The sequence below is a fragment of the Rubrobacter calidifluminis genome, assembly GCF_028617075.1.
Taxonomy (GTDB): Bacteria; Actinomycetota; Rubrobacteria; order Rubrobacterales; family Rubrobacteraceae; genus Rubrobacter_E; species Rubrobacter_E calidifluminis.
Genome location: NZ_JAQKGV010000012.1, coordinates 85,241 through 100,720, shown reverse-complemented (window position 1 = coordinate 100,720; position 15,480 = coordinate 85,241). Strand labels below are relative to the sequence as shown.

Annotated in this window: 17 protein-coding genes; 16 read left to right on the top strand and 1 reads right to left on the bottom strand. The window is 69.5% G+C overall.

The features are described from left to right. Positions 1-10 precede the first annotated feature (10 nt). The 16 genes from ftsZ to PJB24_RS10990 all read left to right on the top strand — a co-directional run bounded on the left by ftsZ (position 11) and on the right by PJB24_RS10990 (position 14,839). The gene (gene ftsZ / locus PJB24_RS11065) at positions 11-1,075 is read left to right on the top strand and encodes a cell division protein FtsZ (RefSeq protein WP_273845840.1); all 1,065 of its coding nucleotides are present in this window, start codon (positions 11-13) and stop codon (positions 1,073-1,075) included. Next, positions 1,044-1,793, top strand: a complete 750-nt coding sequence (locus PJB24_RS11060; protein WP_273845837.1) for a purine nucleoside phosphorylase YfiH/LACC1 family protein — start codon at positions 1,044-1,046, stop codon at positions 1,791-1,793. The genes ftsZ and PJB24_RS11060 overlap by 32 nt, the downstream gene beginning before the upstream one ends. Further along, positions 1,793-2,491, top strand: coding sequence for a YggS family pyridoxal phosphate-dependent enzyme (locus PJB24_RS11055; protein WP_273845832.1), 699 nt, complete (start codon positions 1,793-1,795; stop codon positions 2,489-2,491). Before PJB24_RS11060 ends, PJB24_RS11055 begins: the two co-directional genes overlap by 1 nt. A gap of 18 nt (positions 2,492-2,509) precedes the next feature. Beyond that, the gene (locus PJB24_RS11050; protein ID WP_273845830.1) at positions 2,510-3,073 is read left to right on the top strand and encodes a cell division protein SepF; all 564 of its coding nucleotides are present in this window, start codon (positions 2,510-2,512) and stop codon (positions 3,071-3,073) included. Positions 3,074-3,075: 2 nt separating this feature from the next. Next, positions 3,076-3,885: a pyrroline-5-carboxylate reductase gene (proC, locus tag PJB24_RS11045; protein ID WP_273845827.1), complete on the top strand. Its 810-nt coding sequence runs from the start codon at positions 3,076-3,078 to the stop codon at positions 3,883-3,885. Positions 3,886-3,887: 2 nt separating this feature from the next. Further along, positions 3,888-4,226, top strand: coding sequence for a YggT family protein (locus PJB24_RS11040; RefSeq protein ID WP_273845825.1), 339 nt, complete (start codon positions 3,888-3,890; stop codon positions 4,224-4,226). A gap of 6 nt (positions 4,227-4,232) precedes the next feature. After that, a complete protein-coding gene (locus tag PJB24_RS11035; protein ID WP_273845822.1) occupies positions 4,233-4,904 on the top strand; it encodes a DivIVA domain-containing protein in 672 nt (223 codons plus the stop codon). Beyond that, positions 4,897-5,211: a DUF167 domain-containing protein gene (locus PJB24_RS11030; RefSeq protein WP_273845820.1), complete on the top strand. Its 315-nt coding sequence runs from the start codon at positions 4,897-4,899 to the stop codon at positions 5,209-5,211. Before PJB24_RS11035 ends, PJB24_RS11030 begins: the two co-directional genes overlap by 8 nt. Then, entirely contained in the window at positions 5,208-6,101 is an 894-nt protein-coding gene (locus PJB24_RS11025) for an RluA family pseudouridine synthase (RefSeq protein WP_273845818.1), read from the top strand. Before PJB24_RS11030 ends, PJB24_RS11025 begins: the two co-directional genes overlap by 4 nt. A 62-nt stretch (positions 6,102-6,163) precedes the next feature. Continuing rightward, positions 6,164-6,718 carry a bifunctional pyr operon transcriptional regulator/uracil phosphoribosyltransferase PyrR gene (gene pyrR / locus PJB24_RS11020; RefSeq protein ID WP_273845816.1) on the top strand — a complete coding sequence of 185 codons (555 nt, stop codon included), beginning with the start codon at positions 6,164-6,166 and terminating at the stop codon, positions 6,716-6,718. Next, positions 6,708-7,625 carry an aspartate carbamoyltransferase catalytic subunit gene (locus PJB24_RS11015; protein WP_273845814.1) on the top strand — a complete coding sequence of 306 codons (918 nt, stop codon included), beginning with the start codon at positions 6,708-6,710 and terminating at the stop codon, positions 7,623-7,625. The genes pyrR and PJB24_RS11015 overlap by 11 nt, the downstream gene beginning before the upstream one ends. Further along, entirely contained in the window at positions 7,622-8,932 is a 1,311-nt protein-coding gene (locus PJB24_RS11010; RefSeq protein WP_273845811.1) for a dihydroorotase, read from the top strand. The genes PJB24_RS11015 and PJB24_RS11010 overlap by 4 nt, the downstream gene beginning before the upstream one ends. Next, entirely contained in the window at positions 8,916-10,025 is a 1,110-nt protein-coding gene (carA, locus tag PJB24_RS11005) for a glutamine-hydrolyzing carbamoyl-phosphate synthase small subunit (protein WP_273845809.1), read from the top strand. The genes PJB24_RS11010 and carA overlap by 17 nt, the downstream gene beginning before the upstream one ends. Position 10,026: 1 nt before the next feature. Then, positions 10,027-13,197, top strand: coding sequence for a carbamoyl-phosphate synthase large subunit (gene carB / locus PJB24_RS11000; RefSeq protein ID WP_273845806.1), 3,171 nt, complete (start codon positions 10,027-10,029; stop codon positions 13,195-13,197). Next, complete coding sequence (locus PJB24_RS10995) at positions 13,194-13,937, top strand: iron-sulfur cluster-binding protein (protein WP_273845805.1); 744 nt, start codon at positions 13,194-13,196, stop codon at positions 13,935-13,937. Before carB ends, PJB24_RS10995 begins: the two co-directional genes overlap by 4 nt. After that, entirely contained in the window at positions 13,931-14,839 is a 909-nt protein-coding gene (locus PJB24_RS10990) for a dihydroorotate dehydrogenase (RefSeq protein ID WP_273845803.1), read from the top strand. Before PJB24_RS10995 ends, PJB24_RS10990 begins: the two co-directional genes overlap by 7 nt. Here the strand turns inward: PJB24_RS10990 and PJB24_RS10985 are convergent. After that, positions 14,790-15,323, bottom strand: coding sequence for a TetR/AcrR family transcriptional regulator (locus PJB24_RS10985; RefSeq protein ID WP_273845801.1), 534 nt, complete (start codon positions 15,321-15,323; stop codon positions 14,790-14,792). The two genes, PJB24_RS10990 and PJB24_RS10985, sit on opposite strands and share 50 nt — an antisense overlap. Between the last annotated feature and the right edge of the window lie 157 nt (positions 15,324-15,480).

Sequence of the window (15,480 nt, the reverse complement as noted above, 5' to 3'; positions counted from 1 at the left end):
AAGAGCACGGATGTTAGACGCGGGCACGAACTATCTGGCGGTCATAAAGGTCGTGGGCATCGGTGGTGGCGGGACCAACGCTGTCAACCGCATGATCAACTCCGGGTTGCAGGGGGTTGAGTTCGTCGCGGTCAACACCGACGCGCAGGCTCTGCAGATGTGCGACGCGGACCAGAAGATCCACATCGGGGAGAAGATCACGCGGGGCCTCGGCGCCGGGGCGGACCCGAAGATCGGGATGGAGGCCGCCGAAGAGAACAAGCAGGAGATAGAGGAGGCGCTCAAAGGGGCGGACATGGTCTTCATCACCGCCGGGAAGGGCGGGGGCACGGGGACCGGGGCCGCGCCGGTCGTCGCGAAGATAGCGCGCGAGCTCGGGGCGCTGACGGTCGGGGTGGTGACCCGGCCGTTCACCTTCGAGGGGCGGCGGCGCTCGACCTACGCCGAGGAGGGGATAAAGCGCCTCAAGGAGAACGTCGATTCCCTGATCGTCATCCCCAACGACCGCCTGCTGCAGGTCGCCGAGAAGCGCACCAGCATGATGGACGCCTTCAAGATGGCCGACGACGTGCTGCGCAAGGGCGTGCAGGGGATAACGGACCTGATAACCGTGCCCGGTCTCATAAACCTCGACTTCGCCGACGTGCGCACGATCATGCAGAACTCCGGGTCCGCGCTGATGGGCATCGGGGAGTCCAACAGCGAGAACCGCGGCGTGGAGGCGGCTAAGGCGGCCATCTCGAGCCCGCTGCTCGAGGCGAGCATCGAGGGGGCGACCGGGATCATCCTGAACATCACCGGCGGGCCGGACCTCGGGCTCTTCGAGGTCAACGAGGCCGCCGAGATCGTACACGGCGCGGCGCACGAGGATGCGAACCTGATCTTCGGGGCCGTCGTAGACGAGAACTTCGGCGACAAGGTGAGCGTGACGGTCATCGCCACCGGCTTCGACGAGCGTCTCGCCAACCAGCGGCGCGAGCGGCCGGCGTTCGAGCCGCGGGAGAGCGGAGCCTCCTCCGAGGCCGACGGCGACGAGGACTCCCTTGACATCCCCGCGTTCCTGCGCCGCCGCTAGCGGCCTCCACACCGCCCCCGGCGGGGCCGTCTACCTCGCCCCCGAGCCTCAGCCCGAGGGCGTGCGGGTGTGGTTCTTCACCCGGCGTGGGGGCGTCTCGGCTCCACCCTACGCGAGCCTGAACGTCTCCAGGGCGGTCGGGGACGACGAGAAGGCCGTCGCGCAGAACCTGCGCCTGGTCTCCCGGGCGCTCGGGGACGCTCCGAGGGCCTGGGCCGCCCAGGTCGCCGGAGACACGGTGGTCGAGGTCTCCGAGGGCGGCTTCGCCGGGGAGGCCGACGCCCTCGTGAGCCGGGAGCGGGGGCTCGCGCTCACCGTCACCGTGGCCGACTGCGTGCCGGTCGTGCTCGTGGGCGAGGAGCAGGTCGCGATCGTCCACTCCGGCTGGCGGGGGACGCTCGCCGGCATCTCCGGGAAGACCGTCCGGAGCATGCGCTCCCGCCCCCGCCTCGCGTACATAGGGCCCTGCATCCGGCGCTGCTGCTACGAGGTCTCGCCCGGGCTCGCCGGACGCTTCGCGGAGAAGTTCGGGGAGGAGGTCGTCACCGGTCGGATGCTCTCGCTCCCGGAGGCGATACGGCAGGACCTCGAGGATGCCGGGGTGGAGGACGTGTGCGACCTCGGGGTGTGCACGGGGTGCACGCCCGACCTCTTCTTCTCCAACCGCAAAGAGAAGCCGAAGACTGGCAGGAACCTGGCGGCGGTGATGAGGCTCTGATGCGGGTCTCCTCGCGCACCATACGCGAGAACCTAGAGGAGGTCGAGCGAAACGTGGCGCGCGCCCTCGAGCGCGGCGGCCGCACCGGGGAAGAGGTGCGGGTGCTCGTCGCGACGAAATACTTCGAGCCCGAGCAGATGTCCGCGCTCGCCGGGGCCGGGGCGCGCCTGGTCGGGGAGAACCGGCTGCAGGATCTCGTGCGCAAGCAGGAGATCTTCGGCGAGACCTTCGAGTGGCACTTCATCGGGCACCTCCAGCGGCGCAAGGTTAGGGAGGTGGTGCGCAGGGTCAGCCTAATACACTCGGTAGACTCCGTGCGGCTCGTCGAGGAGCTCGCGAAGCGCGCCCCGGAGGGTGGAGGGGTGCCCGTGCTCCTGCAGGTCAACGTCAGCGGGGAGGAGTCCAAATACGGCGTGCCGGAGGGCGAGGTGGAGAGGCTCCTCGAGGCGGCCGCCGCGACCGGGGGGAAGGTCTCCGTGCGCGGGTTCATGACGATGGCCCCGCTGGTTGAAGATGCAGAAGATGTGCGCTATGTTTTCGCGAGGTTAAGAGCCATTCGCGATCGTCTCAGGGAATCCTGGCGCGGATGCTTCGACCTTTCGGAGCTCTCGATGGGGATGAGCAACGATTACACGGTCGCCGTCGAGGAAGGTGCCACCATAGTGAGGATAGGGCGCACGCTGATACGGGAGGGTTGAGCCCTTTGAGGAGGCGAGATGGGAGTTAAGGACAGCTTCGGACGCATGGCGGCGTGGTTCGGCTTCGGGGTGGACGAGGAGGACTACTACCTCGAGGAAGAGGAAGAGGGCGTGCGGGCCAGGGGGGAGTCCGCGCGCCAGCGGGAGATAGAACCCGAGCCGACCGTCAGAAGGCTCGGGCGCTCCGAGCGCTCCCCGTCCTCCTCCTACGGGGGCTCCTCGCTCGGGGACATCTTCGGCGAGAGCCGGGAGCGATCCTCCGGGGGTGCCCCGGCGCGCCTGCGGGCCGTCCCCGACCAGCGCCCGACGCGGGTGAGCGTGGTCGAGCCCACGAGCTTCAACGACGCGCAGGATCTGGCGGACCGCTTCAAGCGCCAGCAGCCGGTGATCCTCAACCTGCAGAACGTGGACTCCGACCTCTCGCGGCGGATGGTCGACTTCTGCTCCGGGCTCACGTACGCGCTGGAGGGTCAGATCCAGACGGTGGCCAGCCGGGTCTTCCTGCTGACGCCGCGCAACGTCGAGGTCTCCGCCGAGGAGCGCAAGCGCCTCGCCGAGCGGGCTTTCTTCAACCAGCTCTGAGCATGGAAGGGACGGGCCGCAAGAGGCGGGTCGGGATAATCGGAGCCGGCAAGATCGGGGGCTCGCTCCTGGTACGGCTCGCCGCATCGGGGGACTACGAGCTTTCGGTGAGCGACACCCACCCCGAGAGGCTCGCCGAGTACGAGAGGTCCTACGGCGTCGGTGCGGCATCCTCCAACGCGGAGCTCGCCGAAGGATGCGAGATAATCATCGTGGCGGTCAAGCCCTGGGACGTCGCCGGGGTGCTGCACGAGATCTACCCGGCGGTGGAGGGGACGGAGAAGGCCGTGACCAGCGTGGCCGCCGGTGTATCCATCGCGTCGATCGAGGATGGGCTGCCTCCGGGGACGGCGGTGTTGCGGGTGATGCCGAACGTGTGCGCCTCGGTCGGGTTGGGGTCGGCCGTGGTCACGTCGAACGAGCCGGGGAGGCGCCTGCTGCCGGAGGTCATGGCGATCTTCCGGCACGTGGGGGACGTGATCGAGCTGCCCGAGCGCCTCTTCGACGCGGCGACGGCGCTGCACGGCTCGGGGCCGGCCTACGTGGCGTTGTTCGCCGACGCCCTGATCCAGGCCGGTGTACGCGAGGGCATCCCGCGCGAGGTGGCCCGTCGGCTGGTGAACGCCACGCTGCAGGGAACGGCGGTCCTGCTCAAGGAGCAGAGCCCGCATCAGGTGCGCGACGAGGTGATGACGCCGGGGGGGACGACCGCCGCGGCGTTCGTCGCGATGGAGAAGGCCGGTTTCGTCGGCGCCGTCTACGACGGGGTCAACGCCGCGGCCGAGCGGGCGCGCGGGCTGGGCGGTAAGTAGCGGTGGCCCTTCTCCTGCAGTCGTTCGGCTTCAGCGTGGCCCGGCTTCTCGCGGGCGTGGTCGTCTACTTCTACTACATCCTGTTCGCCTTCATCCTGATAAACGTGCTCTTGAGCTGGTTCCCGGGGTATCCCTCGAACAGCTTCCTGCAGGCGCTCTACGACATCGTCGGCAGCGTGGTGCGGCCGATCCTCTCTCCCATAAGGCGGGCGATACCCGCGTTGCAGTTCGGTGGAATCGCGCTCGACCTCTCGCCGATCATAGCCTTGATCGGGCTCTCGATAGCGCGTAGTCTACTGCTCTCGATCATCGCGAACTTCATCCGACCTGTGACGGGGTGATGAGTCATGAGCATCAAGCCGCTCGATATCCGAAACAAGGAGTTCGGCCGCAGCTTCCGGGGGTACGACACCGCCCAGGTGGAGGACTTCCTTGAGACCGTCGCCGACGAGTTCGAGCGCATCTACACCGAGAACATCAAGATAAACGAGGAGATCTCGAGCGTAAGGGAGCGCCTGGAGCAGTTCGAGGAGCTCGAGTCTTCGATCCGCGAGGCTCTGGTTCAGGCGGAGAAGGCGGCCGAGGACGTGCGCGAGAGCGCGAAGAGGGAGGCCGAGGGACTCCGGCTGAACGCCAACCGCGAGGCGGAGCTCATCGTGCGGGAGGCGCGGACGAAGGCCTCCCAGATGCTCTCCGACGCCTCCGCGCGTATCGAGCAGGCACGCTCCTCCTACGAGGCACTCAAGGCGGCGAAGGAACGGTTCGCCTCGGATTTCAGGGAGCTGCTCAGCGGCTACCTGCGGGTGATGGAGGGGGCGGAGGTGGCCTCGGCCAGGGAGATCGAGGCGTCGCTCAGGGAGCGGCTCGACCTGCACGCCGTGCGCGCCCTGCAGGAGGAAGAGCCTCCAGATGAGGAGGCCCGCCCGGCGGAAGAGGAGACGCGGGTGCTGGAGGGGCGGGAGGAAGGAGATCCGCCGCAGGCCGGCGAAGGGGAGGAGGCGGCCTCCGGGCGTGGATGAGGGGTTCCTCCTGGAGGCCGGCGACGGTGGGACGCTGCTGAGGGTGCACGTCTCGCCGGGGAGCGGGCGCAGCCGGATCGCGGGAAGCTACGGCGGGAATGCGCTCAAGGTCCGGGTGGGCGCCCCGCCCACACAGGGCCGGGCCAACGCCGAATTGCGCCAATTCGTCGCCGGCCTGCTCGGGATGAAGCCCTCCGACGTGGAGCTGGTGCGCGGTTCTTCGGCTCGTGAGAAGGTGCTCTTCCTGAAGGGTGTGGAGCCGGAGGGCGTCGCCGGGGCCTTCGACGAGTACCTGCGCGGCGGGTGAGCACCGGGCGGTTCGAGATCTCCCCCGGGGACGAGGGCGAGCGGCTCGACAGGCTCGCCGCGGAGCGCCTCGGGATCAGCCGCAGCGCCGTGCAGCGTATGATCCGCGACGGAGAGCTCCTGGTGGACGGCGCCCCTTCCACGCCCTCCTACCGGGTGCGCGGCGGTGAGCGCGTGGAGGCCCGCCTCCCCGAGACGGTTCCCTCGCCCGAGGAGATCCCCGTCCCCGTCGTCCACGAGGACGATCACCTGCTGGTCGTGGACAAGCCCGCCGGGCTCGTGGTGCATCCGGGCGCGGGCAACCCCTCCGGGACGCTCGTGAACGCGCTCCTGGACCGGGGCATCGCGGGCGGGGACGACCCGCAGAGGCCGGGGATCGTCCACCGGCTGGACCGGGACACCTCGGGGCTCATGATCCTGGCGAAGGGAGAGCCCGCCTACTCGCGGCTCGTGGAGATGATGGCCGCCCGGCGGGTGCGGAGGATCTACCGGGCGCTCGTCGTGGGGGAGGGGCTGCCCGAGACCGGCACGATAGACTCCCCGGTCGGGCGCGACCCGGAGCGCCCGGCGCTGATGGCCGCCGGGGTGGGGAGGCCCGCCGTCACCCACTTCGAGGTGCTGCGGGAGGCCGCCGGGCACACGATGCTCGGGGTGCGCCTGGAGACGGGGAGGACGCACCAGATCCGGGTGCACCTCGCCGCCATAGGCTACCCGGTCTACGCCGACCCGCTCTACGGCAAACCCGTCCCTGGCAGGAGGCTCTGGCTGCACGCCGAGTACCTCGCCTTCGAGCACCCGGTCACCGGGGAGAGGATGGAGTTCCGCTCGCCGATCCCGGAGGAATTGCGCGAGGCCGCGCACGCGCTTGATTCATCCTTCGACCTCTGGTAACTTGGCCAGAAGCACTGGCCATCCTTTAACGGCGTCCCGTGAGGCGCGAAGGAGGTGATCTTTTGGGTGTCTCAGGCACCAATGAAAGGGTGCGCGCGGAGATACTCTCCCCGGACGTCCTCGCCCGCTCTCTGAGGCGCATCTCGCACGAGATCCTGGAGAGAAACGCATCCCGGCTCGACGACCTCGCGCTCGTCGGCATACTGACGCGCGGGGTGCCGCTGGCGCACAGGATCTCGGAGAACATCCGCCGCTTCGAAGGGATCGAGGTCCCGGTGGGATCTCTGGACATCACGCTGCACCGCGACGACCTGACGGATGATGAACCCGAGGTCAGGGGCAGCCGCATCCCGTTCGAGGTCGAGGGCCGGATCGTCATCCTGGTCGATGACGTACTCTTCACCGGCCGGACGGCGCGGGCGGCGATGGACGCTTTGCTCGAGCGGGGTCGCCCGGCGGCGATACAGCTCGCGATCCTTATCGACCGCGGGCACCGGGAGCTCCCGATCCGGGCGGACTACGTGGGCAAGAACGTCCCGACCTCGCTCGACGAGCGGGTGCGGGTGAGGCTGGTCGAGACCGACGGGGAGGATGGGGTGATCACCATTGAGCGCTAAGGACTTCATCTCGCTGGAGAACGTCGGGAGGGAGGAGCTCCTCGAGGTGATGGAGCTCGCGCGAGATCAGGAGGAGGGGCGCCTCGGCCGCCTGCTCGAGGGCAGGACGGTCTGCCTCGCCTTCTTCGAGCCCTCGACGAGGACCGCTGCCTCCTTCGAGCTCGCGGCGCGGCGGGCCGGGGCCGACGTGGTCTCACTCTCGTCGGGGACCTCCTCGATCTCGAAGGGCGAGTCGCTGGTGGACACGGTGGTGACCCTGGACCGGCTCGGGATGGACGCGCTCATCATCCGGCACCCGGCGGCCGGGGCGGCCTCTCTCGCCTCGAGGCACACCTCCGCCGCGGTGGTAAACGCCGGGGACGGCTGCGGGCAGCACCCCACGCAGGCGCTCCTCGACCTCTACGCCCTCGGCAAATCCCTCGGCGGATTCGAGGAGCTCGCCGGTCGGCGGGCGGCGATCGTCGGGGACATCCTGCACAGCCGGGTGGCGCGCAGCGTGATCCCGGCCTTCGGGACGGCGGGGATCGAGGTCTCGCTCGTGGCTCCTGCCACCCTCCTGCCGCGCGAGGCGGACGTGTGGGGGCTTCCGGTCCTCGGCTCGGTCGACGAGGCGCTCGAGTGGGGGGCGGAGGTGCTCTACATGCTCCGGCTGCAGAAGGAGAGGATGAGCGGCGCGCTCGTCCCCTCGGTCGCCGAGTACGCCCGCTACTACGGGGTCGGGCGGCGCCACCTGCGGCCCGGCGTGCGGGTGATGCACCCGGGGCCGGTGAACCGGGGCGTCGAGATCGCCTCGGACGTCGTCCTCGACAGTAGCTCGCTCATACCCGATCAGGTATCCGCCGGGATCGCGGTGCGTACCGCCGTGCTCGCGCTCGCCACGGGTTCCGTCGAGAGGGCGGCGGCGTGAGCACGCGCAGCGGAGCGGACCGCGAGCTCGTCATCCGCGGGGCGCACGTCCTCGACCCCTCCTCCGGACTCGACGGGGTGATGGACGTGCGCATCAGCGGCGGGCGCGTGGCCGAGGTGGGGGAGGATCTGCACGGGGTGCGTGAGCTGGATGCCTCCGGGCTGCACCTCTTTCCCGGCTTCGTCGACGTGCACGCCCACTGGCGGACGCCGGGGCGCGAAGAGGAGGAGGACCTCGAGAGCGGTTCGGCGGCGGCCGCGGCGGGCGGGTTCACGGGCGTGGTGATGATGCCGAACACCGACCCGGTGCTGGACAGACCCGCGCTCGTCTCGGGCCTCGTGCGGCGGGCGGAGCGGGAGTCGAGGGTGCGGGCGTACGTCGCCGCGGCGCTGCACGCCGGGCTCGCCGGGAGCGAGCTCACCGAGATGCGCCTGCTGAAGGAAGCGGGGGCGCTGTGCGTCTCGGACGATGGGCCCGGCACGCAGAACGCCGACGTCTTGAGGAGCGGGATGCTCTACGCCCGCTCGGCGGGGCTCGCGGTCCTGCTGCACTGCGAGGACCGCTCGCTCGCGAAAGGCGTGGTGCACGACGGGGTCGCGGCGGCGCTCGCCGGGGTTCCGGCGACGCCCGCGAGCGCCGAGGACGCCGCCACGGCGGCGGCGCTCGTCCTCGCCGCCGAGACCGGGGCGAGGGTGCACATAACCCACGTCTCGACCGCGCTCTCGGCCGCGCTCGTCGGTTTCTTCAAGGGGCGCGCCGGCGTCACCGCGGATACCACCCCGCACCACCTGACCCTGACCGACGACCTGGTGCGCACGCTCGAGGGGCTCTACCGGGTCAACCCGCCCCTCAGGCCCGAGGGGGACCGCCGGGGGGTGATCGAAGCGCTGCGCGACGGGACGCTCGACTTCGTCGCGACCGACCACGCCCCGCACGCGGCGCAGAGGAAGGAGCTCCCGCTGCAGGAGGCCGCCCCGGGTTTCCTCGGGCACGAGACGGCCTTCGCCGCCCTCTACACGGAGCTGGTGCTGGGGGAATCTCTCCCGCTCTCCCGCCTCGTCGAAGCGATGAGCTGCGCGCCGGGGCGATGGGTCGGGGGGCTCGGGAGCCTCGCCGTGGGGGCCCCGGCGGACATCGCGCTCGCCGACCTCGAGGAGGAGTGGACCGTGGAGCGGGAGAGCCTCTCGAGCCGCTCGCACAACAGCCCCTACCTGGGGAGGAGGATGAGGGGCAGGATCGTGGGTACCATAGTCGGAGGAGAGCTCGTACACGACAGGATGGGAGCGAAGCTTGGAGTACGGACGTAACAAGGCCCTGGTCGTCCTGGAGGACGGGACGGCCTTCCGGGGGTGGAGTTTCGCCGGCGAGGGCGAGACGGCCGGCGAGGTGGTCTTCACGACGAGCATGGTCGGCTACCAGGAGACGATCACAGACCCCTCCTACCGGGGTCAGATCGTGCTGTTCACCTATCCCCTGATCGGTAACTACGGCGTCATCCCCGGCGACGAGGAATCCAGACGGGTGCAGGCCGCGGGCGTTTTGGTGCGCGAGTACACCCCCTACCACAGCAACTGGGCAAGCGAGCGCTCGCTCGCGGAGATGCTCGATGAGGCCGGGGTGATCGGGGTAGAGGGCATAGACACCCGCGCGCTCACCCGCCACATCCGCACGGCGGGTGCGATGCGCGGCGTGATCTCGACCGAGACCGACGACGTCCAGGCCCTCAGGGAGAGGGCCCGCTCCCACCCGCAGATGGTCGGGCTCGACCTCGCCTCTTCGAGCGCCCAGCTCACCGAGCCCACGCTGCTGCCCGCCATCGGCGAGGAGCGCTGCCGCATCGCCGCGCTCGACTACGGGGTGAAGGGTTCGATCTACCGCGAGCTCAGGAGCCGCGGCGCCTCGGTGCTCGCCCTGCCCGGCGCCACGCCCCCGCAGGAGATCCTCGCCTCCTCTCCCGACGGGCTCTTCCTCTCCAACGGCCCCGGCGACCCGGCGGCGCTCGAGGCGGCGATAGAGCGCCTCAAACCGCTGCTCGGTGAGCTACCGGTCTTCGGGATCTGCCTGGGGCACCAGCTCCTCGGGCTCGCGCTCGGCTGCGAGACGTACAAGATGCCCTTCGGGCACCACGGGGCGAACCACCCGGTGAGGAACCTTTCGACCGGGCGCATCGAGATCACCTCGCAGAACCACGGCTTCGCGATCCGGGAGGAGACGATGCCCGAGGGCGTCGCGCTCACCCACCGCAACCTCTACGACGGCACGGTCGAGGGGCTCCGCTGCGACGCCGCGGGCGCCTGGAGCGTGCAGTACCACCCCGAGTCGAGCCCCGGACCGCGCGACTCGGGCTACCTCTTCGACGAGTTCGTCGCGGCGGCCTCCGGCGGAAAGGTGGTGGCCTAGCATGCCCCGGCGCGAGGACATAGAGAGCATACTCATCATCGGCTCCGGGCCGATCGTGATCGGGCAGGCCGCCGAGTTCGACTACTCGGGCACCCAGGCCTGCCGCGCGCTGCGCGACGAGGGCTACCGGGTCATCCTGGTCAACTCGAACCCGGCGACGATCATGACCGACCCCGAGGTGGCCGATACCACCTACATCGAGCCGCTCGACGCGGAGACGGTCGCGGAGATCCTGCGCCGCGAGCGGCCCGACGCCCTGCTCCCGACCCTGGGCGGCCAGACCGCCCTCAACATCTCCGTCGAGCTCTACGAGGCGGGCGTCCTCGACGAGCTCGGCGTGGAGCTGCTCGGGGCGTCGGTCGCCTCGATCCGCAAGGCCGAGGACCGCAAGCTCTTCCACGACGCGATGGAGCGTATCGGCCTCAAGGTCCCCGAGAGCAGGACCGTGAAGAGCGTCGCCGAGGCCGAGGAGCTCGCCGAGAAGATCGGACTGCCCCTCATCATCCGCCCCAGCTTCACCCTGGGCGGCAAGGGCGGCTCGATGGCGACCACCCTCGAGGGGCTCCGGCGCTCGGTCGCCGAAGGGCTCGCCGCAAGCCCCGTCCACAGCGTCCTCGTCGAGCGCAGCATCGCCGGCTGGAAGGAGTTCGAGCTCGAGGTCATGCGCGACCTCGACGACAACGTCGTCATCATCTGCTCCATAGAGAACGTCGACCCCATGGGCGTCCACACCGGCGACTCCATCACCGTCGCCCCCGCCCAGACCCTCTCCGACAGGCAGTACCAGGCCCTCCGCACCGCAGCTATACGCATAATACGGGAGATCGGGGTACAGACGGGGGGATCGAACATCCAGTTCGCGGTCGATCCGGGGAGCGACGACTTCTACGTGATCGAGATGAACCCGCGCGTTTCGCGTTCGAGTGCGCTGGCGAGCAAGGCGACGGGTTTTCCGATCGCGAAGATCGCGGCCAAGCTCGCTTGCGGGCTGAGGCTGGATGAGATCCCGAACGACATCACGGGGGTGACCCCGGCCTCCTTCGAGCCGGCGCTCGACTATGTGGTAACCAAGATCCCGCGCTTCGCGTTCGAGAAGTTCCCCGGGGCGGCGCCGCGGCTGACGACCCGGATGCATTCGGTCGGGGAGGTGATGGCGGTCGGCAGGACGTTCACCGAGAGCCTCCTTAAGGCGATGGCGTCGCTCGAGGTCGAGCCGCAGGACGTGAAAGCCGAGCTCGACGAGCCGAACCCGTACCGCATCTTCGCCATCTTCGAGGCGCTTCGGGCCGGGATGGACATCCCCGAGATATACCGCAGGACCAGGATCGACCCGTTCTTCATCGCCTCGGTCGCCCGGATCGTCGCCGCCGAGGGGGCGGTGCAGCCCGAGATGCAGCCCGGGGAGCTGCTCGAGGCTAAGCGGGTCGGGCTCTCCGATGCGGCGATAGCCGCGGCGGCCGGGACCCGGACCGACGTGATCCGGGGCGTCAGGAGGATGCTCGGCATCCGGCCGACCTACAAGGCGGTCGACACCTGCGCCGCCGAGTTTCCGGCCCGCACGCCGTACTACTACTCCACCTACGAGGAGGAGGACGAGGTCGAGCGGGGGGAGAACCGTTCGATCGTGGTGCTCGGGAGCGGACCGAACAGGATCGGGCAGGGGGTCGAGTTCGACTACGCCTGCGTGCACGCCAGCTACGCGATAAAGGAGAGCGGCTACGACGCGGTGATGGTCAACTCCAACCCCGAGACCGTCTCGACCGACTACGACACCTCGACCCGGCTCTACTTCGAGCCGCTCGACGCCGAGCACGTGCTCGAGGTCATCCGGAGGGAGAGGCCGGAGGGGGTCATCCTGCAGTTCGGCGGGCAGAGCCCCCTGAAGCTCGCGCGGGAGCTCGAGCAGGAGGGCGTGAGGATCCTTGGCACCCCCTCCGAGGCGATAGACCTCGCCGAGGACCGCTCCCGTTTCGGACGGCTCCTGGAGGAGCTTGGGATGCCGCACCCCCGCTTCGGTGCGGCCCGGAGCGCCGAGGAGGCCCGGGCGGTCGCGCGCGAGGTGGGCTACCCGGTCGTCGTCCGGCCCTCCTACGTGCTCGGGGGGCGCCGGATGGAGATCGTCTACACCGAAGAAGAACTGGACCGCTACCTGGAGTCGGAGGCCGGTGCCACGCCCGAGCACCCGACCCTCATCGACCGCTTCATGGAGGACCACGTCGAGGTGGACGTGGACGCGGTGTGCGACGGGGAGCGGGTCTACATCGGTGGGATCATGGAGCACATCGAGGAGGCCGGCGTCCACTCCGGGGATTCCTCGTGCGTCATACCCCCGATCACGCTGCCGCGTCCGGTCGTGGCGAAGATCGAAGAGTACACCAGGAGCCTGGCGCTCGCGCTCGGCGTTGTCGGCCTGATGAACGTGCAGTACGTCGTGCGGGGCGAGGAGGTGCTCGTCATCGAGTGCAACCCGCGCGCCTCGCGCACGGTCCCGTTCGTCTCCAAGGCGACCGGGGTGCCGCTCGCCAAGATCGCCACCCGCGTCCTGCTCGGCGAGAAGCTCGCGGAGATGCGGCTCGAGGGGAACCGTCCGGAGCACTTCTCGGTCAAGGCGCCGGTTCTGCCGTTCGAGCGGTTTGCGGACGTGGACCCGCTGCTCGGCCCCGAGATGCGCTCGACCGGGGAGACGATGGGCATAGACGAGACCTTCGGCGGGGCGTTCGCCAGGGCCCTCTCCGCGGCAGGGCAGCCGCTGCCGGTCTCCGGTAGGGTCTACGTCTCGGTCAACGACCGGGACAAGCGGGCCGTGGTCCTGCTGGCGCGGGCGTTCGCCGACCTGGGGTTCGAGATCCTGGCGAGCGAGGGGACCGCGGAGGTATTGCGCAGCAACGGCCTCTCCGTCGGGGTGGTGCCCAAGATCGGGGAGCCGGGGAAGGACGTGCTCGCGCTCATCGAGGCGGGGGAGGTGGACCTGATCGTGAACACCCCCGGCGGGCGGGGGCGTCGGGAGCGCACCGACGGCTACGCGATAAGGCGCGGGGCGCTCATGCACGGGGTGCCGTGCATAACCACGCTCTCGGCGGCTGCCGCGGCGGTGCAGGGGATAGAGTCGAAGATCCGGGGCAAGACCCGCAGCGTGCGCGCGCTGCAGGGTTTGTATCCCGCCAGGGCGTGAGGCTGCGCGAGGCGGAGATCGTCTCTCGCGAGAGCCTGGGCTCCCACCGGCTGCTCCGGTGTCGCTGGCGGGGCGAAGAGCCCTCGCCCGGGCAGTTCCTGATGGTCCGTCCCGGGGGGAGCACCCTTTCTTACGACCCCTTCCTCTCACGACCCTTCTTCGTCCACGACTTCGAGGGGGACGTTGTCTCTCTTTTGTTCGAGGTCCGCGGCCGGGGCACCGAACTTCTCGCCCGCGAAGAGGGGGATCTGCTCCTCGGTGGGCCGCTCGGGCGCGGCTACCCGCTCCCGGAGGCGGGGCCGGTCGCGCTCGTCGGCGGGGGGGTGTGGGTCTCTCCGCTCGGGTTCCTCGCCCGGCGCCTGGAGGAGCTGGGTGTGGAGCACGAGGTCTTCCTGGAAGTGCCGGCTGGTGCTCCAGAGGCCTACGTGGAGGGGCTGCGCGGCCTGTTCCCGGGGGCGGAGCTCGTACCGACCGGGCCCGATGATCCCCCGGCCGCCCTGCTCGGGGCCATCGGGAACCTCTCGCGCTACCGCGCGCTCTACGCCAGCGGCCCGGCGGCCACCCTGCGGGCGGTGGCCGGAGCCGGCGTCCCCGCGTACCTCGCCGTGCGCGAGCGGATGGCCTGCGGCACCGGCGCCTGCCGGGGCTGCGCCGTCCCGGTTCGCCGCCCGGGCGGCCTCTCCTACGCCCGGGCCTGTGCGGAGGGGCCGGTCTTCGCCGCAGAGGAGATCGCGTGGTGAGGGAAACCCTCGAGGTCGAGCTGTGCGGCTTCCGGCTGCGCACCCCGCTCGTCCCGGCGGCGGGCACGCTTTCCAGAGAGGAGCTGCCGGAGATCGCGGGGGCGTTCGGAGCCGTGCTGCCGAAGACGGTGACGCTCGAGCCGCGCCCGGGCAACCCTCCTCCCCGGATAGCCGAGGCTCCATCCGGCATGATCAACTCGATCGGGCTCGAGAACCCCGGGCTGGACGCCTTCCTCTCGGAGCTCGACCTCTACGACGTCGGGCTCCCCGTCTTCGTCTCGGTCGCGGGGGAGACGCCCGGGGAGTTCGCCCGGGTGTGCCGGAGGCTCGCGGGTGACGAACGGGTGGCCGCCGTGGAGCTGAACCTCTCCTGCCCCAACACCGAGAGGGGAGAAGAGACTTTCTGCTCGCATCCCCCCTCCGTCGAGGAGGTGGTCTCGGCCTGCCGGGAGGCTATGCCGCAGAAACCCCTCTTCGCCAAGCTCGCGAGCGAGCGGGTCCTGGAAAACTCTTTAGCAGCCGGGCGCGCCGGGGCCGACGCCCTGACCCTCATAAACACCATCCCGGCGCTCGCGGTGGACGCCCGCACGCGGCGGGTCTTCCTCGCGGGAGGACTCTCCGGACCCGCGATAAAGCCCGTGGCGCTCCGCTGCGTCCACCAGGTCTCCCGCACCGTGGAGGTCCCGGTCATCGGCTGCGGCGGCGTCGTGAGCGGCACCGACGTAGCCGAGTTCATGCTCGCCGGGGCCACGGCCGTCCAGGTGGGCTCCGGGAGCTTCGTCAGGGATGTGCGTGAGATCCTGGAAGGGTTTTTATTCTACCTGCAGGAGAACGGCCTGCGTGCCCGCGACCTTACGGCAGGTTCAGTACCGCTGCGGCGGCCGGTAGGGCCACCTCCCTGACGGTCTGCTCATCAGCTTCGGGGAAGGAGATCACCGCCGAGCGCAGCACCCATAGCGCGCCATCGGCCCGTATCATCTGCTTGAGGTCAGCTCCCTCTCCGGCCACCTGTTCTCGCAGCCGCCGCATCAACTCCACAACCTTCTCGCCTACGCCGGGACGGGTACGCACCGAGAGATCCGTAGCCAGCAAGGTGGCTAGGTCCCGCTCTGCGAGCATGATCTCCAGGTACCCTTCCAGCAGTTCCTTCTGTCCGGGACGCCTCTTTAGGAGCTCCTCCACCCTCCCGAAAGAAGGTTCGAAGAGGGCGCAAAGCAGCTCGTCTTTGGACCTGAAGTGGTGATAGAGTCCCGCCTTGCTGATCCCGACATTCTCCGCGATCTCCGACATCGAGGTGCCCTTGAACCCACGCTCTCGGAACGACCTCAACGCGACCCCGAGGATCTGCGCCTCGCGTACCTTCCCGGGTAACCTTGTTCTTCCCACTTCTTACACCTCCGCCGCTGCTCCACTGCCTGCCCATTCGCTCATGTCTTGTCTACTTCAACCATTCTTGTAGTGTAAGGACGAGATCTTAGCAGACGCCCTTGACAGTAATGATGCGCTTGAGACATAATCTTACCGGTAGGACGGTAACAAGGGT

Coding starts and splice junctions, on each gene's coding strand:
- ftsZ (WP_273845840.1), top strand. CDS start 11: ATGTTAGACGCGGGCACGAACTATCTGGCGGTCATAAAGGTCGTGGGC.
- carB (WP_273845806.1), top strand. CDS start 10,027: ATGCCCCGGCGCGAGGACATAGAGAGCATACTCATCATCGGCTCCGGG.
- PJB24_RS11035 (WP_273845822.1), top strand. CDS start 4,233: ATGAGCATCAAGCCGCTCGATATCCGAAACAAGGAGTTCGGCCGCAGC.
- PJB24_RS11055 (WP_273845832.1), top strand. CDS start 1,793: ATGCGGGTCTCCTCGCGCACCATACGCGAGAACCTAGAGGAGGTCGAG.
- proC (WP_273845827.1), top strand. CDS start 3,076: ATGGAAGGGACGGGCCGCAAGAGGCGGGTCGGGATAATCGGAGCCGGC.
- PJB24_RS11050 (WP_273845830.1), top strand. CDS start 2,510: ATGGGAGTTAAGGACAGCTTCGGACGCATGGCGGCGTGGTTCGGCTTC.